Source organism: Symbiobacterium ostreiconchae (genome assembly GCF_055396975.1).
In genome coordinates this window covers 421686-440831 of the sequence record NZ_AP042454.1, presented here as the reverse complement: position 1 = coordinate 440831, position 19146 = coordinate 421686, and the positions used below count along the sequence as shown (strand labels likewise).

Sequence of the window (19146 nt, the reverse complement as noted above, 5' to 3'; positions counted from 1 at the left end):
CGGCGGGATGGCTTCGTGGCTGATTTGGCTGCTCATCTTCCTGGGAGGCGTGGCGGGGGCGCTTCAGGCCCCGGTCAACGCCACCCTGGCCCAGCACATCCGTCCGATACCGGCGTCGCTGGTCTCGTTCATCGTCGGCGGCACGGCCCTGCTCGTGCTGACCCTGTTCACCCTGCGGGGGCAGGGGCTCGCCGGCCTGGGCCAGGGGCTTGCCGGTGCGCCGCCGTGGAGCTTCCTGGGAGGCCTGTGCGGGGCCATGGTGGTGACCGCCGTGGTCGTGGGCACGGGGAACCTCGGCGCCAACGCCACCCTCAGCCTGCTCACCGGCGTGCAGCTGATCGCGGCCCTCGTGATCGACGCCATCGGCTTCGGCACGGCTGGGCCGATCCCGATTCGCTGGCCCCAGGTGGTCGGCGTGCTGCTCATCATCGGCGGCATGAAGCTGGTGCTGACGCGCTGAAGTCACGCGGGCCGGCGGACAGGCGCCGTGCGGCCGCAGCGGTCGCCACATCGCCCGCCACGGAGAGCGACGCCGGAGGCCGTGACGGAACGGAGGGCCCCACCCTGCCCCCGGCAGGGTGGGGCCCTGCGAATGTCCGGCATCGGGGCCGGACCCGGCTGACCGCCCGGCCATACGCGTTCACGGCAACGGCATAGAACCCGGCTGTATCGCCGTGATGTGGGAACGCCCTCTTTTTCACTTCCATATCCGGACCGAAGTCGAAAACCTGACCTTCCCACTGTGCGATAGCGCTCCACCCCCTGGCGACTTGGGCCGTGGACATCGATTATGTAAACAAGATGGCGGTATTATGTTGCCTCGCCCCCAGTGTGACTCCCCCATGCCGACCCGGCGCATGGGCGCGGCCCCCTCCGGGGGGCGCGCGTGACGTGGGACAGCCCACTTTTTGACTTCCGTGTCCGGGCCGAAGTCGAAAACTTGACCTTCCCGCTCAGCGACGTGCGCCATCGCCGGCCGATCCCCGCCCGCGCAACGGCCGCGCCGGGCTGCCCCCTGCCCGCAGGCGCCCCTCTGCGACACCGCCCATCACGCCTGAGCCCCACCCTGCCCGAACGGGAGGGTGGGGCCTTCGCGTGCGCGATCATGGTTCTCGAATATCTGTCCTACTCATCGCCGTAGAACCGCAGCGCTCCGTGCATGACGGAGCCCACGTACTGGTTCAGCCGGAACCCGTGCCGGATCGCCGCGCTGACGAAGCGCTTGGCGGTGCGGACGGCGTCGGGCACCGACGCGCCCTTGGCCAGCTCGGCCGTGATGGCCGCCGCGGTCGTGCAGCCGGCGCCGTGGTTGTAGCCATGTGTGAACTTCTCGGACTCCAGCAGGGTGAACTCCTTCCCGTCGTAGAACAGGTCCACGGCCTTGTCGACGCCCTCCAACTTGGAGCCGCCCTTGATGAGGACGTTCTTCGCCCCGGCCTCGGCGATGCGCACCGCGGCCTCCCGCATGTCGTCGAGGGTGCGGATGGGCGGCCGCTGCGCCAGCTGCGCCGCCTCGAACAGATTCGGGGTGATGACGAGGGCCCGGGGGATGAGCAGCTCCCGGATGGCGGCGGCGTGGTCGGGCATCAGCACCTCGTCGGTGCCCTTGCAGACCATGACTGGGTCGATGACCACGCGCTCCGCGCCGTACTGGTCCAGCTTGCGCGCCACCAGCTCCACCACGGCGGCGGAGGCCAGCATGCCGGTCTTCACGGCGTCGACGCCGACGCCTTCGAAGGCCGTCGCCAGCTGCTGCTCGAGCAGTTCCAGATCCAGCGGGAAGACCTGGTGGCTCCAGCCGTTGGGGTCCATGGCCACGATGACGTTCAGGGCCGACATGCCGTAGACGCCCAGCTCCTGGAAGGTCTTCAGGTCCGCCTGAATGCCCGCGCCGCCGCTCGTGTCGGACCCGGCGATGGTCAGTGCCTTGCGCAATTCCGCTCCCTCCTGCTGACTGTGTTCTGGAGGCTATGGTGCCCCGACCCAGCCAATTCGTCAACATCCACTGCTCTGGTGAATTGGATGCATCCAATCTGGATTGCTGATGGCTGGCGGAGCAGGTATGGCGCTGACCCAGACCCCGATCCAGTAGGGTCCGGCCCGTGACGCGGGGAATGGTTGGGCAGGCCGGCGGGGGAGACTGAACGAACCCGTGGGAGTGTGGAGTCCGAACGTTTTACGTCCCGAAACGAAAAAAGTTCGGGTTTACGGTTGACACCGGCCATTCCGGGGCGTAGAGTGAAGATAGAGGCCGGTCCGAGGACCGGCGATGGAGGAAAGTGTGCCTAGGGTTCCGCGGCGCCCCGGCGGCGCCGGTCTGCGACCGAGCGGCACAGGCCGGACGGGGTCCGGCTACACCGGTGGGCGAAAAACCCGGGCGGGCAGGTTTCACTCCAGGCGGGAGTAAACCTGCCCGCCTCAACGTTCGGGATCCGTGCGAAGGCGTCATCCATCCATTATCTGCTCATGGGAGGCGTTTGGCTGTGGCTGCTCGTGAGGCGATCCGTCCCAACCAGGCATCCGAAGGGGTGCTCGAGCGCGTCTTCAAGCTCTCCGAACACGGCACCGACGTGAAGAAGGAGATCCTGGCCGGTCTGACCACGTTCGTCACCATGTCGTACATCATCGCGGTCAACCCCGCCATCCTGTCCGACGGCACCGGCATGGAGAAGTCCGCGATCTTCATGGCCACCATCCTGGCCGCGGCCCTGTCGACGCTGCTCATGGGCCTGGTCGCGAACTGGCCCGTCGCGCTGGCGCCCGGCATGGGCCTGAACGCCTTCTTTGCGTACACTCTCTGCGGCTACCTGGGGCTTTCGTGGCAGCAGGCCCTGGCTGCGGTCCTGATCTCGGGCCTGCTGGCCCTGGTCGTGACCCTCACCGGCCTCCGGGAGCTGATGATCAAGGCCATCCCGCTGTCGCTCCGGCACGCGGTCTCCGCCGGCATCGGCTTCTTCATCATGCTGATCGGCCTGGTCAACGCCGGCGTCGTGGTGGCCAGCCCCGCGACCACGGTCGCCCTCGGCGACCTCGGTGCGCCCAGCACGCTCCTGGCGATCATCGGCCTCATCATCACCAGCGTTCTGGTCGCCCGGAAGGTCACCGGCGGCATCCTGCTGGGCATCCTCATCACCACCCTCATCGGCATCCCGATGGGCGTGACCCAGCTGCCCGGGACCCTGGTCTCGGCGCCCCCTTCGCTGGCGCCGACCTTCCTGAAGTGGGACTTCACCGGGCTGGGGTCCGCCGCCATGCTCACCGTGATCTTCGCGATGTTCTTCACCGACCTCTTTGACACCATCGGCACCTTCGTCGGCGTCGCCTCCAAGGCGGAGCTGATGGATGAGAAGGGCAACCTGAAGGGCGGCAACCGGGCCCTGGTCATGGACTCCCTCGGCACGATCATCGGCTCGTTCTTCGGCACCTCCAACACGACCACCTACGTGGAGTCCGCCGCGGGCGTGTCGGCGGGCGGCCGCACGGGCCTCACCGCGGTCACCGTCGCCGTCCTGTTCCTCCTGGCCTCCTTCTTCTCCGACATCTTCCTGGCCATCCCGTCCGCGGCGACGGCGCCGGCTCTCATCATCGTGGGCGTCATGATGGCCTCCTCCATCACCCAGATCGACCTCGACGACATGGCCATCGCCATCCCGGCCATCATCACCGCCCTGATGATGCCCTTCTCCTACTCCATCGCCGAGGGCCTGGCCATGGGCTTCATCGCCTACGCCGTCATCGCCCTGCTCACCGGCCGGGCGGCGAAGGTCCACTGGATGATGTGGGTGCTGACCCTCTTCTTCATCGTCCACTTCGTCACGAAGGGATAGCGTGATACAACCTCGCAGCAGACGTGGCGGGGCTCGGGCAAGACCCCGGGCCCCGCTCGACTTCGCTTGCAGCGTGGCAGCGGGAAAGCTACGCTGGTGGCGGGAAGAACTGTCGCCAGAGGGAGAGGATACCCATGATCGAACGGTACACGCGGCCGCGCATGGCGCAGCTCTGGTCGGCCACAAACCGCTTCCAGAAATGGCTGGAGGTCGAGCTCCTCGCCTGCGAGGCCTGGGCGAAGCTGGGCGTCATCCCGGCGGAGGAGGTCGCCGAGCTCAGGGCCCGCGCCTTCACCGTGGACGAGGCCTTCGTCCGGCGGGTGGCCGAGATCGAGGAGACGACCCGCCACGACGTGATCGCCTTCACCACCGCCTGCGCCGAGCGCATCGACCACCCGTCCGCTCGCTATATCCATTACGGCCTCACCTCCACCGACGTGGTGGACACGGCCCTGTCGGCGGTGCTCAACGAGGCCGTCCAGGAGGTCCAGAAGGGGCTGGACGGCCTGATCGCCGCGCTGGGCCGCCAGGCGGTGCGGTACAAGGATACCCCCATCATGGGGCGCACCCACGGCGTCCACGCCGAGCCCACCTCCTTCGGGCTCAAGCTCGCGGTCTTCTACGCGCAGTTCAAGCGTGACGCCGCCCGGCTGGAGCAGGCGCGCCAGTCCATCGCCGTGGGCAAGCTCTCCGGGGCCGTGGGCAACTACGGCAACATCGATCCGTTCGTGGAACAGTACGTCTGTGAAAAACTGGGGCTCAGGCCGGCGGAGATCTCGACGCAGGTGCTGCAGCGGGACCGGCACGCGCACCTGCTCACCACCCTGGCGATCCTCGGCTCGTCGCTGGACAGCCTCGCCACCGAGCTCCGGCTGCTGCAGAAGACCGAGACGCGCGAAGTCGAAGAGCCCTTCTCCAAGGGCCAGAAGGGCTCCAGCGCCATGCCGCACAAGCGCAACCCGGTGACGCTGGAGCAGATCTCCGGCCTGAGCCGCATCCTGCGCGCCAACGCCATGGCAGCCCTGGAGAACGTGCCGCTCTGGCACGAGCGGGACATCTCCCACTCCTCCGTGGAGCGGGTGATCCTGCCCGACTCGACGATCCTGGCCGACTACCTGCTGGCGAAGATGACCTGGATCATCGAAAACCTGCACGTCTACCCGGAGAACATGCTCCGCTCGATGCAGGCCTCCTACGGGCTCACCTCCTCCGGGTCGGTGCTGCTGACCCTGGTGGAGAAGGGGCTCACCCGGGAGCAGGCCTACGCCATCGTCCAGGAGCGGGCCATGCAGGCCTGGGCCGAGGGGACCCACCTGCGCCGGCTCCTGGAGCAGGATCCGACGGTGCAGTCGCTGCTCACGCCGGCGGAACTGGACGCGGCCTTTGACCTGCAGCATCACCTGCGGCACGTGGACACGATCATGAAGCGATTGGGGTTGATCGAATGAGCACGGGCAGCATCATCGCGGGCGCGCTGGCCGGACTGGTCGTCACCGTGCTGGTCATGTACCTCTGGCCCCGGGGCCGGAACCGGCACGTGGGCGCCCTGGTCGCCGCGCTGCTGGGGTTCGGCGCGGCCCTGGTGATCATGACCCAGGTGAAACTGTAACGGGGGGCCGGGGCGATGACGGATCCGGTGGAGAAGAGGCAGCGGCTCTGGACCGGGGCGGGCATGGCGGTCTACGCCACCGACCGGTCCGACCGGCAGGTGGTGGAGTTTGAAGACGAGATCGCCTGTGAGGTCTCCTTCCGCGTTCACGAACGGCTCGCGCGCCACGCCCTGCCGACCAGCTTCGAGGCCCGCCTGACGGGCCGGTCCCTCCTGGTCCAGAAGACGGCGCTCCTGCCGGTGGAGGTGAAGGCGGAGGCGGCTCCCGGCCAGGTCCGCCTGACCTTCCTGGACGGCGGGCGCGCGATCGCCCGGGAGGAGGCCGAGGCGGCGCTGACGCCGGAGCGGCTGGAGCGGATCGAGGACGCCGCGCAGCAGGCAGCCCGTGCGCTCCGGGCGCACCTCAGCCTGCGCGGGGTGGACCGGCTGCGGCTCCACCTGCGCTTCGGCGTGACGGACGAGGGCGCCTGCCTGATGCAGGTGATCAACCCGCTGGAGTGCCGGCTGGGGACCGAGGATTTGCGAGAGGCAGCAGCGCTCCTGGGAGGCGATTGAGGATGGAAGTCTTGCTGACGGTACCGGATCTGGGGCTCAGGCGGCTGCACAGGGGCAAGGTGCGGGAGATGTTCGAGATCGACGCCGACCGGCTCCTGATGGTGGCCACCGACCGGCTCTCCGCCTTCGACGTCGTGTTTCCGCAGGGCATCCCCGGCAAAGGGCGCGTCCTCACCCGGATGAGCGCGCTGTGGTTCCAGGCGACCCGGCACATCGTGCCCAACCACCTGATCACCACCGACCTCAGCGGCCTGGATCTGCCCGAGGCGGTCCGGCCGCTCCTGGAAGGGCGCTCGATGGTGGTGCGCCGGGCGCGGCGCATCGACGTGGAGTGCGTGGTACGGGGGTACCTCGCCGGGTCGGGCTGGAAGGAGTACCAGGCGGGCGGCACGGTCTGCGGGATTCCGCTTCCGGCGGGGCTCCAGCTCTCCAGCCGGCTGCCGGAGCCGATCTTCACCCCGGCGCTCAAGAACGACCTCGGCCACGACGAGAACGTGCCGGAGGCCGAGGTGCGCAGGCGGTTCGGGGATGCGGTGACCGACTTCATCAAGGAGAAGTCGCTGGCGCTGTACGCCTTCGCGGCCGGGGTGGCGGAGCGGGCGGGCATCCTGCTCGCCGACACCAAGTTCGAGTTCGGCTTCTGCGACGGCGAGATCGTGCTCATCGACGAGGTGTTCACCCCGGACTCCAGCCGCTACTGGCCGGCGGACCGGCACCGGGTGGGACAGCCGGTGGACAGCCTGGACAAGCAGCCGGTGCGGGACTACGTGGAGCAGACGGGGTGGAACAAGCAGCCGCCGGCGCCCGAGCTGCCGGAGGCGCTGATCCGGGAGACCGCCCGCCGCTACGCGGACGTGCTGCAGCGGCTCGAGCGGGCGCTTTCGACCAACTGACGGGGAGGACCAGCCATGACAGATGCGCAGCAGCCCTGGAGCCAGGTCGGCTTGACGGAGGCGGAGTACCGCCGGGTGGTGGAGATCCTGGGCCGGGAGCCCAACCACGTGGAACTGCACATGTTCGGCGTCATGTGGTCCGAGCACTGCGCCTACAAGCACTCGAAGGCCGCCCTGAAGCGGCTGCCCACCAAGGGTGAGCGGGTCCTTCAGGGGCCGGGCGAGAATGCGGGCGTCGTCCGGGTCGACGACGACCTGGCCGTCGCCTTCAAGATCGAGTCCCACAACCATCCTTCCTCCGTCGATCCCTTCAACGGGGCGGCCACCGGCGTGGGCGGCATCCTGCGGGACGTCTTCACGATGGGCGCGCGGCCGGTGGCCAGCCTGAACTCGCTGCGCTTCGGTCCGCTCGATGACCCGAAGCAGCGCGGTCTCCTCAAGGGCGCGGTGGAGGGCATCGCCCACTACGGCAACACCGTCGGCGTGCCCTGCATCGGCGGAGAGGTCTACTTCGACGAGTCGTACCGGGGCAACTGCCTCGTCAACGCGATGGTCCTCGGCCTCGTGCGTCCCGACCGGATCCACCGGGGCGTGGCCGCCGGGCCGGGCAACGTGCTCATGCTGGTCGGGGCCCGCACGGGGCGCGACGGCATCCACGCCGCGTCGCTTCTGGCCTCGGCCGAGTTCACCGAGGAGGGCGCCGAGCCGCCCTCGACCGTGCCGGTGGGCGACCCCGAGTTGGAGAAGCGGCTCATGGAGGCCTGCCTGGAGCTGTTTGAGACCGACGCGGTGGTCGGCATCCAGGACATGGGCGCCGCCGGCCTCATCTCCTCGTCCTCGGAGATGGCCTCCCGGGCCGGCACGGGCGTGGAGATCGACGTCCGGAAGGTGCCGGCGAAGGAGGAGGGCATGGAGCCCTGGGAGTTCCTGCTCTCCGAGTCGCAGGAGCGCATGCTGGTCTGCGTGAAGCAGGGCCGGGAGGCCGAGGTGGCGGCGATCTGCGAGCGGTGGGGCGTGCTCTCGGCCGTGATCGGCCGGGTGACCGACGACGGCATGGTGCGGGTGCTGGACGGCGGGACCGTGGTGGCCGAGGTCCCGGCCCGGGCGCTCACCGACGCCCCGGTCTACCGCCCGGCCAGGGCCGAGCCGGCCTACCTGGCGGAACTGCGGTCGTTCGACTGGTCCGGCCTGCCCGAGCCGGAGGACTGGAACGGGACCCTCCTGCGCCTGCTCGGGTCGCCCAACATCGGCTCGAAGGCCTGGATCTACCGCCAGTTCGACCAGGCCGCGGGCGGCCGCACGGCGCTGGGTCCCGGCGGCGACGCGGGGGTCATCCGGCTCAGCCCGGACGGGCGGAAGGGCATCGCGGCCAGCGTCGACTGCAACGGCCGGTACGTGTACCTGAACCCCCGGCGGGGCGCCGCCATCGCCGTGGCGGAGGCGGCCCGCAACTGCGTCGTGACCGGCGCGCGGCCGGTGGCCATCACCAACAACTGCAACTTCGGCAACCCGGAGAAGCCGGAGATCTACTGGACGTTCGACGAGGCGATCACCGGCATGGCCGAGGCCTGCGAGGCCCTGGACACGCCGGTGACCGGCGGCAACGTCTCGTTCTACAACGAGACCAGCGGCGAGGCCATCCACCCCACGCCGACCATCGGCATGGTCGCCATCCACGAGAACCTGGACCGGCTCACCACGCCCGGGTTCAAGCAGGCCGGCGACGTGATCGTGCTCCTGGGCGAGACCCGGGACGAGCTGGGCGGGTCGGAGTACGCCCGGCTGGTGCACGGCGTGCTGGCGGGCGACGCGCCGGCCCTGGACCTGGCGTTTGAGAAAAAGCTGCAGGACGTGGTGCTGCGGGCGATCCACGAAGGGCTGGTCACCGCGGCCCACGACGTGGCCGAGGGCGGGGTGGCCGTGGCCCTGGCTGAGATGGCCATCGCCGCGGCGCCCGGAGCCCGGGGCTGCCAGGTAAGCCTGTTCCTCTCCCGTGGCCGGGTGGACGGCCAGATCTTCGGCGAGTCGCAGTCCCGCATTCTCGTCACGGCTACCCGGGAGCAGGTGGGCCGCCTGCAGGCCCTGCTCATGGTGGAGGACGTGCCCTTCAAGGTGCTGGGCGACGTGACCGGCGACGGCCGGTTCCGGCTGGCCGCCCTGGCTCCGGGAGCGGGGTCGGACCACATCTTCCGGCGGCAGGAGCTGATCGACCTTTCCGTGGACGAGCTGCAGCGCGCGTACGAGGAGGCGATTCCCCGGTGGATGGGCGAGTGACGTCCCCGGTCCGCGCCTGGCCGCGCGATCCCCGGCGGAAGGACGCAGCCGCCGGACCCGCGGCCGACCCGACGCTGGAACTGGCCCTGCGCCCCTACCAGGGGGGCTGGGCGGCGAACCCGGACAAGGGGCCGGTGGATGAGTGCGGCGTCTTCGGCATCTACGGCCATCCCGAGGCGGCCAGGGTGGTCTACCACGCCCTCATCGCCCTGCAGCACCGGGGGCAGGAGTCCGCGGGCATCGTCACCGCAGACGGGGGAAACCTGTTCACCCACCGGGGCATGGGGCTGGTCAGCGACGTGTTCGAGAAGCCCGAGACCATCGCACGGCTGGTGGGGGACATCGGCATCGGCCACGTGCGCTACTCCACCTCGGGCTCCTCCCGGCTGGGCAACGCGCAGCCGGTGGTGGTGAACACCCGGCGCGGCGGGCTGGCCCTCGCGCACAACGGCAACCTGGTGGACGCCTGGGCCATCCGCCGGCAACTGGAGGAGCAGGGGGCGATCTTCACCACCGCCATCGACACCGAGGTGCTGGCCCACCTGATCGTCCGCTCCCGGGCGGAGAGCCTGGAGGACGCGATCGTCGACGCGGTCAACCAGGTTCACGGCGGATACGCCCTGCTCATCCTGGCCGAGGACCGGCTGATCGGCCTCCGGGATCCCCACGGCATCAGGCCGCTGCAACTGGGCCGGCTGAACGGAAGCTGGGTGCTCGCCTCCGAGACCTGCGCCTTCGACACCATCGGCGCGGAGTTCGTGCGCGAGGTCGCCCCCGGCGAGATGGTGACCATCAGCGAGCGGGGCAAGCTCCGGTCCAGGACCGCGGTGAAGGAGGCCCCGGGTCCGCGCCCGTGCATCTTCGAGTTCATCTACTTCGCCCGGCCCGACTCGCAGTTCGTGGGCGCCAACGTGCACACGGTGCGCAAGGCGATGGGGCGCGAGCTCGCCCGCGAGGCGCCGGCCGAGGCCGACATCGTCATCGGCGTGCCCGACTCCTCCATCTCCGCCGCCACGGGGTACGCGGAGGAGTCCGGCATCCCCTACGAGGTGGGGCTGATCAAGAACCGGTACATCGCCCGCACCTTCATCCTGCCGTCGCAGGCCGGGCGCGAGTCGGCGCTGAAGCTGAAGCTGAACCCCCTGCGCAAGGTGATCGAGGGCAAGCGGGTGGTCCTGGTGGACGACTCCATCGTGCGGGGCACCACCTCCCGCCACCTGGTGAGCCTGCTCCGGGAGGCGGGGGCGCGGGAGGTGCACATGCGCATCGCATCGCCCCCCTACCAGAACGCCTGCCACTACGGCATCGACACCTCCAAGTCCAGCGACCTGATCGCCCGGGGGCGCACCGTGCAGGAGATCGCCGACGCCATCGGCGCGGACTCCCTGGCCTACCTCTCGGTGGACGGCATGGTGCGGGCCACCGGCCTGCCGCCGGAGGCCGGCTTCTGTCTGGCCTGCTTCACCGGCGAGTACCCCGTCCCCGTTCCGGAGGACGCCGAAGAGCATGCATGGGAAGGGGGCTCTGGCTGTGACTGACAAGGGGCTCACGTACGCCGACGCCGGGGTGAACCGGGAACGGCACTACGAGCTGGTGCGGCGGATCGCCGCCCATACCGCCCGCACGCTGCAGCGGCCCGGGGTCCTGAGCAACATCGGGGCCTTCGGGGGGCTGTTTCAGCTCGACCTGGCCAAGTACCCCGACCCGGTGCTGGTGAGCGGCACCGACGGGGTGGGCACCAAGCTCCGCCTGGCGTTTCTCAGCGGCCGGCACGACACCGTGGGCATCGACCTGGTGGCCATGTCGGTGAACGACATCCTCTGCCAGGGGGCGGAGCCGCTCTTCTTCCTGGACTACATCGGCATCGGGCAGAAGGACCTGGCCGTGCTGGAGCAGGTGGTGAAGGGCATCGCCGACGGCTGCCTGCAGGCGGGCTGCGCCCTGATCGGCGGCGAGACCGCCGAGCTGCCCGGCATGTACCCGCCGGGCGAGTACGACCTGGCGGGCTTCGCCGTGGGCATCGTCAACCGGGACCGGCTCCTCACCGGCGAGAAGGTCGCACCGGGGGACGTGCTGGTGGGGCTCGCCTCCAGCGGGCTCCATTCCAACGGCTACTCGCTGGCCAGGCGGGTGCTGCTGAAGGTGGACGGCGGCGCCTTCGACCTGGATGACCGGCCGCCCGAGCTGGGCGGCCGGACGGTGCTGGAGGTCATGCTGACGCCCACCCGCATCTACGTCCGCACGGTGCTGGCTCTGCTGGAGCGGTTTTCGATCCACGGCATCGCCAACATCACCGGGGGCGGGCTGCACGAGAACATCCCGCGCATGCTGCCCGAGGGCACGGCCGCCGTGCTGCGGTGGGGCGCCTGGAAGGAGCCGCCGGTCTTCGACCTCATCCGGCGGCTGGGGCCCGTGGCGCAGGCGGAGATGGAGGCCACCTTCAACCTCGGCCTCGGGATGGTGCTGGCGGTGCCAGCGGACCAGGCCGAGGCGGTTGCGGCCGCCGCGCGGGAGATGGGCGAGGAGGCGTGGGTTGTGGGTGAGGTCGCGGCCGCCGAGCCCGGCGGTCCGAGGGTGGTGGTGCGGCGATGATCCGCATCGGCGTGTTGATCTCCGGCTCGGGCACCAACCTGCAGGCGATCCTGGACGGCTGCCGGGAGGGGCGCATCCCCGGCCGGGTGGCGGTGGTCATCTCCGACCGGGCCGATGCCTACGGGCTGGAGCGGGCCCGCCGGGCCGGGGTCGATGCCCTGCACATGGACCCGGCCGCGTACCCGAGCCGGACAGCCTTTGACGCGGCGCTGGCGGAGCGGCTGCAGGCCTACGGGGTCGATCTGGTCTGCCTCGCGGGGTACATGCGGCTGGTCCGCGGGCCGATGCTCACGGCGTTCCCGAACCGCATCCTCAACATCCACCCGTCGCTGCTGCCGGCCTTCCCGGGGCTGGAGGCCCAGCGGCAGGCCCTGGAGCACGGGGTGAAGGTGGCGGGTTGCACGGTCCACTTCGTCACGGCGGGCGTGGACGAGGGGCCCATCATCCTGCAGGCCGCCGTGCCGGTGCTGGAGGGGGACACGGTGGAGGACCTGCGCCGGCGCATCCTGGCCGAGGAGCACCGCATCTACCCCGAGGCGATCCGGCTGTTCGCGGAGGGGCGGCTGGTGATCGAGGGGCGCCGGGTGCGGATCCTCGACCGGGCGGAGGCTCCCCGCGGGTAACCCGGGTCTCCGTTTGGGCAGGCCCCCCGGGCGCCTGGTGCGGCAGGAGAACCCGGGCCCGTGCGGGTACACTCTCCGGCGGGGGCTCGCTCCCGCATCGGAGGACGCGCCGTGCGGGAGGAGGGCCCGTATCGGAGGGAGGAATCGGCGTTGGCAGAGCAGTTCATTCTGGGCCTCGGCCTCGTGGAGGACGAGGACCGGCTGGTGATCGTGCGGAACCGTTGGGCCGTCGGCGAGGTCTGGTCGCTGCCCGGCGGCCGGCTGGAGGTGGGCGAGTCGCTCACCGACTGCGTGGTGCGGGAGGTGCAGGAGGAGACCGGCCTGCTGGTCGCCCCCGTGGAACTGGCGTACGTGCAGGACACGCACAACCGGGTCCATGATCAGCACTTCCTGGTGCACGTGTTCTCCTGCCGGCTGGTGGCCGGGACGCTGCGGGTGCCGGAGCATGACGAGTACGTGGTGGACGTCCGGTGGGTCAAGCGCGACGAGGTCGCCCGCTACATCACCTGGCCCACCTACCGGGACCCGCTGCTGGCCTATCTCGCCGGCCACGAGCAGCGCTACTGGCTGGACCGGGACGGCTACCGCCCCGAGCTGGGGAAGGGGCCGGACCGGAAGGGGAAGGAGGAAAAGGGATGGCAGTGAAGCGCGCCCTGATCAGCGTCTACGACAAGCAGGGGATCGTGGAGTTCGCGCGGGGCCTGGTGGACCTGGGGATCGAGGTCCTCTCCACCGGCGGTACGTACCGCACGCTGCAGGGAGCGGGCATTCCCGTGCGGGAGGTGGCCGAGGTGGCCGGCTTCCCCGAGATCCTGGACGGGCGGGTGAAGAGCCTGCAGCCGCAGATCCACGCGGGGATCCTGGCGGTGCGGTCCAACCCGACCCACATGGCGCAGCTGGCCGAGCACGGAATCGGCCTCATCGACCTGGTGGTGGTCAACCTGTATCCCTTCCGGGAGACGGTGGCCAACCCCGCGGTGACCCTGGAGGAGGCCATCGAGAAGATCGACATCGGCGGGCCCGCGATGGTGCGGGCGGCGGCGAAGAATTACCAGGACGTGGGGGTCGTCGTGAACCCGGCGCGCTACCCCGCCGTGCTGGCCGAGCTGCGGGAGACGGGCGACCTGTCGCTGCGGACCCGGTTCAGCCTGATGCTGGAAGCCTTCCAGCACACGGCCGCGTACGACGGCGCCATCGCCGGCTGGATGGCCACGCGGGGCAGGGAGATCGTCGCCACCCGGGCCTTGGGGGAGACGGCCCCCGAACGACCCATCGGAGCGGACCCGGGCCCGCAGGAGCCGGCCGCGCCCTCTCCCTTCCCGGATGTCCTGAGCCTCACGTTCACCAAGGTGCAGGAGCTGCGCTACGGCGAGAACCCGCACCAGGCGGCGGCGTTCTACAGCGACGGATCCGACGGGGGCACGGTGATCGCCCGGGCGAAGCAGCTGCACGGCAAGGAGCTGTCGTTCAACAACATCAACGACGCCCACGCGGCCCTGGAGCTGGTGAAGGAGTTCGAGGGGCCGGCCGCGGTGGCCATCAAGCACGCCAACCCCTGCGGCGTGGCCGTGGCCCCGACGATCGCCGAGGCCTACCGCAAGGCCTACGAGGCCGACACCGTCTCGATCTTCGGGGGCATCGTCGCCCTGAACCGGCCCTGCGACCGGGAGACGGCCGAGGCGCTCAGCCAGATCTTCCTGGAGATCGTCATCGCCCCGGAGTTTGAGCCCGACGCCCTGAAGGTGCTCATGAAGAAGAAGAACCTGCGCCTCCTGGAGGTGGGCCCGATCGACCGGAACCCGCCCGCCGGGTTCGACATGAAGCGGGTCGGCGGCGGGCTGCTGGTGCAGAGCTGGGATGCCGTGGCCGAGGATCCCGCTGCCTGGAAGCCGGTGACGAAGGCGGCGCCCACCCCGGAGCAGCTGCGGGACCTGGCCTTCGCGATGAAGGTCTGCAAGCACGTGAAGTCCAATGCCATCGTGGTGGCGAAGAACGGGCAGACCCTGGGCGTGGGGGCCGGGCAGATGAACCGCATCGACGCCGCCCGGTTCGCCCTGAAGCAGGCCGGGGACGGGGCCCGGGGGGCCGTGCTCGCCTCCGACGCCTTCTTCCCCTTCCCCGACGTGGTGGAGGCGGCGGGGGAGGCCGGCATCGCGGCCATCGTGCAGCCGGGCGGGTCGATCCGGGACGAGGAGTCCATCGCCCGGGCGGACGAGCTGGGGCTGGCGATGGTGTTCACGGGGGTGCGGCACTTCCGGCACTAGGGCTTCACGGCGGGGTGTAAGAATAATAGGAAGAATGCTGGAAATGCCGGGAACCGTGCGGCAGGCAGGGATCAGGGAGGAGACTGAGAAATGAAGGTCCTAATCGTCGGGGGCGGGGGGCGGGAGCATGCCCTCGCCTGGAAGGCGATCCAGAGCCGGCACATCGACGAGCTGCACGCCGCCCCGGGGAACCCGGGCATCGGCCGGTTCGCGTGGTGCCATCCCCACGTCGAGGCTGCCGACGTCGCCGGGCAGGTGGACCTGGCCCGGCGGCTGGGGATCGACCTGGTGATCGTCGGCCCCGAGGCCCCGCTGGCGGCGGGGCTGGTGGATGCGCTGACGGCCGCGGGCATCCGGGCCTTCGGCCCCACGGCGGCGGCGGCCCGCATCGAGTCCTCCAAGGCCTACGCGAAGGAGGTCATGACCGCGGCGGGGGTGCCCACGGCGGCCTACGCGGTCTTCACCGATTATGAGCAGGCGCTGGCCTACATCGAAGCCCGCCCGGGGCCTGTCGTCATCAAGGCCGACGGGCTCGCGGCGGGCAAGGGCGTGCAGGTCTGCGCCGGCCTGGATGAGGCCCGGGCGGCCCTGAAGGCCGCCATGGTGGAGGGGGCCTTTGCCGAGGCGGGCAGCCGGGTGGTGATCGAGGAGGTCCTGGAAGGGCAGGAGGTCACCGTGCTGGCTTTCAGCGACGGGCACACGGTGAAGCAGATGGTCGCCGCGCAGGACCACAAGCGGGTCGGCGAGGGCGACACCGGCCCCAACACGGGCGGGATGGGCGCCTACGCCCCGGTGCCGGCCTACACCGAAGCCGTGGCTGCCGAGGTGCAGCGGCGCATCCTGGAGCCGACCGTCGCCGAGCTGGCCCGGCGGGGCACGCCGTTTGTGGGGTGCCTCTTCGCCGGCCTCATGCTCACCGCCGACGGGCCGAAGGTGATCGAGTTCAACGCCCGGTTCGGCGACCCCGAGACCCAGGTGGTGCTGCCCCTGCTGGAAAACGACCTCCTGGAAGTGGTCCAGGCCTGCCTGGACGGGCGGCTGCACGAGGTGGAGCTGCAGTTCCGCCCCGCGGCGGCGGTCAACGTCGTGCTCGCCTCGGCGGGCTACCCGGGCGCATACGCCAAGGGGCTGCCGATCCGCGGGCTGGTGGAGGCCGAAGAGGTCGGTGTGATGGTCTTCCACGCGGGCACCGCGTTCAACGACGAGGGGCAGCTGGTCACCGCCGGCGGTCGGGTGCTCGGCGTCATGGCGATGGGATCCACCCTGCGTGATGCGCTGGACCTGGCCTACGCCGGGGTGAACCAGATTCAGTTCGAAGGCAGGACGTACAGGCGCGATATCGCCTGGCGGGCGCTCTGAGCATATCGGTTCCGGTGCCGGAATCGGACGAAAGGTCGATGAGCCGTGAGCTTTGCAGGGGTACCGAAGGGACAGGGGACGCAGCGACTGGACATCAGGCGCCTGGCCGGGTTCGCGGCGGGAGCCCAGTGGCTGCAGGGACTGCTGATCCTGTCCGCGCCCGATCACTTCGCCGCTCCCTTGCGGGAGTTTGGCGGGCTGTCCCCCGCGCTCATCGGCGTTTCCTTCTTCCTGAGCGGCAGCGCGCTGCTGTGGCTCGCGCGGTCGGGGCGTCCCGGCCCCGGGCGCGCGGCGGCGCTTGCGCTCTCTCCCCTGCCGGCGGCGCTGGTCGCCGCGGGCGCGCTCTGGTCCCGCTGGTGGCCGGGCGTGTTCTTCTTCGGCGGGGTCAACCTCTGCCTGTTTGCGGCGCCGTGGATCCTGCGGCCGCTCCGCCCTTCGGAGCAGTGGCTGACGGCGGTCGTGGGCATGGCGCCCAGTGCGCTCATCGCGACCGACCGGGACGGCCGCATCGTCCTTTTCAACAACCGGTCCGCGGAGATCTTCGGCTATGCCGAGGAGGAGGTGCTGGGGAGGCCCCTCAGCATGCTCCTGCCCGCGCTCCCGGAGCCGGCGCCGCAGACGGCCCGCCGCGGTGGCGGGCCTGCGGGCGCGGCGCCCCAGGGGTGCGAGGTGGTCGCACGGCGCAAGGACGGCCAGGAGGTCCACGTTGAGGTGACCGTGGCCGTCGCCCACGCCGGATCCGAGCCTCTCCGCATCGTGGAGGTACGGGACATTTCGGGCCACAAGCGGGTCCAGGCGATGCTGAAGCGTCTGGCCCGCCGCGACCCGCTGACGGGCCTGTTCAACCGCCGGACCTTCCAGGCGGAGCTGGAACGGTATCTGGAGCTGGCGCGGAAGCACCGGGTGCGTGGGGCGCTGGTATTTCTGGATCTCGACCTGTTCAAGTATATCAACGACACACTCGGACATCAGGCAGGCGATCAGGTGCTGGTGCGCGTGGCCGAAATCATCCAGGCGCAGCTGCGGCCCACCGACATCGCCGCGCGCCACGGCGGCGACGAGTTTGCCATCCTCATGCCCTACACCGGGCGGGAGGCGCTCAGCGTCGCCGAATCGATTCTGCGGGCGGTGCAGCAGGAGGACTTCCAGGTGAAGGGCCGGAGCGTCACCATGACCGCCTCCGTCGGCGTCACGTTCTTCCCCGACCACGGCCTCACCGCCGAGGCGCTGCTCGCCCAGGCCGACCTGGCCATGTACAAGGCGAAGGAGTCGGGGCGCAACGCGGTGGCCGTGTTCGACGAGACCGACGAGCAGCGCGACGAAATGGCCGCCAAGCTCTCGTGGGACCGGCGGCTGCGGGAGGCGCTGCGCGACAACCGGTTCGTGCTGCACGCGCAGCCCATCCTGGACCTGAAACGGGGGAAGGTCACCCGCGTGGAGCTTCTGCTCCGCCTGGTGGATGAGGACGGAACCCTGATCCTGCCCGGAGCCTTCCTGGCCGGGGCGGAGCGGTTCGGCCTGATCCAGGAGATCGACCGATGGGTGCTGCGGGAAGCCATCCGGCTCATCGCGGCCCAGCAGCCGGGCAGCGAGATCGAGGCCTTCGAGGTGAACCTCTCCGGCAAGACCATCTCCGATCCCGGCCTGGCCCGCATGATCCAGGAGGAGCTGGAGGCCAGCGGCGCAGACCCGTCCAGGCTGGTGCTCGAAATCACCGAGACGGCGGCGATCGGCGACCTGGAGCAAGCCCGGCGGTTCATCACCGCCATGCGCAGGCTGGGCTGCCGGTTCGCGCTGGACGATGTGGGTTCAGGCTTCTCCAGCCTGCACCTGCTGAAGCAGTTGCCCGTGGACTACCTGAAGATCGACGGCGCTTTCATCCGCAACCTGCCCACCGAGTCGGCCGACCAGCACCTGGTCCGGGCCATGGTGGCCATGGCCCGGTCCCAGGGGCAGGAGACCATCGCAGAGTTCGTCGACCGCTCGGAGACGCTCCGGCTGGTCCGGGAGTTCGGCGTGGATTACGCCCAGGGCTACCTGGTCGGCCGGCCCGGCGTCGAGTGGCTCGGTGCGGGTGGGGTTACCCCTGCGTCCCCGCCTGGTCCAGATGGCGCAGGAAGTGCTTCAGGAACGTCTCGGGCTGTTCAATGAAGGGCGAGTGGCCGGCGTCCTCGATGACGACCTCCTCGTACTGCCCTCCGTTCTGGCGGTAGCGCTCCAGGACCGTGCGGGTCTGGGCGATCATGGGCTGGGGCGGGCAGGCATCGGGACCCGGCCATCCGGGCACGGCCCCGATCTGGCCGAGGTAGGCCAGGTCGAAGAACGAGGTGTCGCTGACGATCTGGTCGCTGTCGCCGCGGATCCAGAGGACCGGGGGCTTGGGGGAGATGTCGGCGAAGGCGGACACGTTGTGGTACTTGGGCGACATGGCGTTGTTGATGCCGCGGGTGCCCGGGGCCACGCCGGGCCAGTGGGCCGACTGCACGAAGTCGCCGGGGTAATGATCATCGCCGATCCGGGTGCTGAGGAGCGCGTCGACCCAGCGCTCCTCTTGTTCTGCCGTGCCCCGGAAGGGCGGCTTGACGTAGAAGCTGTTCAGCACGTTGCGGGGCGAGGAGGGGTGGTCGGCGCTGCGGTCGCCCTCCTGGATGAGCCGCACGAAGTCCCGGTTCACGGTGCCGCCGCCGGAGCCGGCGAAGTCCGGGGTGGTCGGCGTGCCTTCTGCGTCACGAGTTCCGCCGAAGCCGAACGGGCTCAGCGGGGCGATGAGGGTGAGTGAGAGGAGCCGCGGCGCGTGGTCCAGGGCGTAGCGCATGGCCACGCCGCCGCCCATCGACCAGCCTGCCAGGTGGAAGCGCTCGAGCCCGAGGGCGTCCGCCAGGGCGGCCAGGTCGTCGGCCCAGTCGCCGCAGCCCCGGGTCGCGTCCACCGGCAGGGGTTCGGTCTGGCCGTAGCCCCGCAGGTCGGGGGCGATCGCGCGGTACGCCGGCCCCAGGGCGAGCATCAGGTCATCGTAGAAGGCCGAGGAGCTGCAGTTGCCGTGCAGAAGCACGACGGGCACGGGACCCGAGCCGGCCTCCCGGATGTGGATCTTCAGCCGGGCGGTCTCAACGGTGCGCTGCCGAATGCCTGAAGACATGCCGATCATAC

At 70.2% G+C, this 19146-nt stretch carries 16 protein-coding genes; 14 read left to right on the top strand and 2 right to left on the bottom strand.

Annotated features, from left to right (window positions below; all coding sequences use genetic code 11):
- Window positions 1–7 precede the first annotated feature (7 nt).
- Window positions 8–460, top strand: coding sequence for a DMT family transporter (locus ACZ5UM_RS02045; RefSeq protein WP_464846710.1), 453 nt, complete (start codon window positions 8–10; stop codon window positions 458–460).
- A gap of 665 nt (window positions 461–1125) precedes the next feature.
- On the opposite strand, the gene pdxK is transcribed toward ACZ5UM_RS02045, so the two are convergent.
- Entirely contained in the window at window positions 1126–1935 is an 810-nt protein-coding gene (pdxK, locus tag ACZ5UM_RS02040) for a pyridoxine/pyridoxal/pyridoxamine kinase (protein WP_464846709.1), read from the bottom strand.
- Window positions 1936–2483: 548 nt separating this feature from the next.
- On the opposite strand from pdxK, the gene ACZ5UM_RS02035 reads away from it, so the two are divergent.
- From ACZ5UM_RS02035 to ACZ5UM_RS01975, 13 genes are all read left to right on the top strand, one after another.
- Window positions 2484–3827 (top strand): NCS2 family permease, encoded by a 1344-nt coding sequence (locus ACZ5UM_RS02035; protein ID WP_464846707.1) that lies wholly within the window; start codon window positions 2484–2486, stop codon window positions 3825–3827.
- A gap of 134 nt (window positions 3828–3961) precedes the next feature.
- Complete coding sequence (gene purB / locus ACZ5UM_RS02030; RefSeq protein ID WP_464846706.1) at window positions 3962–5275, top strand: adenylosuccinate lyase; 1314 nt, start codon at window positions 3962–3964, stop codon at window positions 5273–5275.
- Window positions 5272–5436, top strand: a complete 165-nt coding sequence (locus ACZ5UM_RS02025; RefSeq protein ID WP_464846705.1) for a hypothetical protein — start codon at window positions 5272–5274, stop codon at window positions 5434–5436. Before purB ends, ACZ5UM_RS02025 begins: the two co-directional genes overlap by 4 nt.
- Before the next feature lie 15 nt (window positions 5437–5451).
- Window positions 5452–5991: a hypothetical protein gene (locus ACZ5UM_RS02020; protein WP_464846704.1), complete on the top strand. Its 540-nt coding sequence runs from the start codon at window positions 5452–5454 to the stop codon at window positions 5989–5991.
- 2 nt (window positions 5992–5993) lie between these two features.
- Entirely contained in the window at window positions 5994–6884 is an 891-nt protein-coding gene (locus tag ACZ5UM_RS02015) for a phosphoribosylaminoimidazolesuccinocarboxamide synthase (protein WP_464846702.1), read from the top strand.
- 15 nt (window positions 6885–6899) lie between these two features.
- Window positions 6900–9158 (top strand): phosphoribosylformylglycinamidine synthase subunit PurL, encoded by a 2259-nt coding sequence (gene purL / locus ACZ5UM_RS02010; protein WP_464846700.1) that lies wholly within the window; start codon window positions 6900–6902, stop codon window positions 9156–9158.
- 86 nt (window positions 9159–9244) lie between these two features.
- Window positions 9245–10696: an amidophosphoribosyltransferase gene (gene purF / locus ACZ5UM_RS02005; RefSeq protein ID WP_464848256.1), complete on the top strand. Its 1452-nt coding sequence runs from the start codon at window positions 9245–9247 to the stop codon at window positions 10694–10696.
- A complete protein-coding gene (gene purM / locus ACZ5UM_RS02000) occupies window positions 10689–11750 on the top strand; it encodes a phosphoribosylformylglycinamidine cyclo-ligase (protein ID WP_464846698.1) in 1062 nt (353 codons plus the stop codon). The genes purF and purM overlap by 8 nt, the downstream gene beginning before the upstream one ends.
- Window positions 11747–12373, top strand: coding sequence for a phosphoribosylglycinamide formyltransferase (gene purN / locus ACZ5UM_RS01995; protein WP_011196971.1), 627 nt, complete (start codon window positions 11747–11749; stop codon window positions 12371–12373). Before purM ends, purN begins: the two co-directional genes overlap by 4 nt.
- Window positions 12374–12523: 150 nt before the next feature.
- Window positions 12524–13018, top strand: a complete 495-nt coding sequence (locus tag ACZ5UM_RS01990) for an NUDIX domain-containing protein (protein WP_464846696.1) — start codon at window positions 12524–12526, stop codon at window positions 13016–13018.
- Window positions 13009–14637, top strand: coding sequence for a bifunctional phosphoribosylaminoimidazolecarboxamide formyltransferase/IMP cyclohydrolase (gene purH, locus ACZ5UM_RS01985; RefSeq protein WP_464846694.1), 1629 nt, complete (start codon window positions 13009–13011; stop codon window positions 14635–14637). Before ACZ5UM_RS01990 ends, purH begins: the two co-directional genes overlap by 10 nt.
- A 90-nt stretch (window positions 14638–14727) precedes the next feature.
- Window positions 14728–15996, top strand: a complete 1269-nt coding sequence (gene purD, locus ACZ5UM_RS01980; RefSeq protein ID WP_464846693.1) for a phosphoribosylamine--glycine ligase — start codon at window positions 14728–14730, stop codon at window positions 15994–15996.
- Between the two features lie 45 nt (window positions 15997–16041).
- Entirely contained in the window at window positions 16042–18147 is a 2106-nt protein-coding gene (locus tag ACZ5UM_RS01975) for a putative bifunctional diguanylate cyclase/phosphodiesterase (protein WP_464846691.1), read from the top strand.
- On the opposite strand, the gene ACZ5UM_RS01970 is transcribed toward ACZ5UM_RS01975, so the two are convergent.
- Complete coding sequence (locus ACZ5UM_RS01970; protein ID WP_464846690.1) at window positions 18077–19135, bottom strand: alpha/beta hydrolase; 1059 nt, start codon at window positions 19133–19135, stop codon at window positions 18077–18079. The genes ACZ5UM_RS01975 and ACZ5UM_RS01970 overlap by 71 nt on opposite strands.
- Between the last annotated feature and the right edge of the window lie 11 nt (window positions 19136–19146).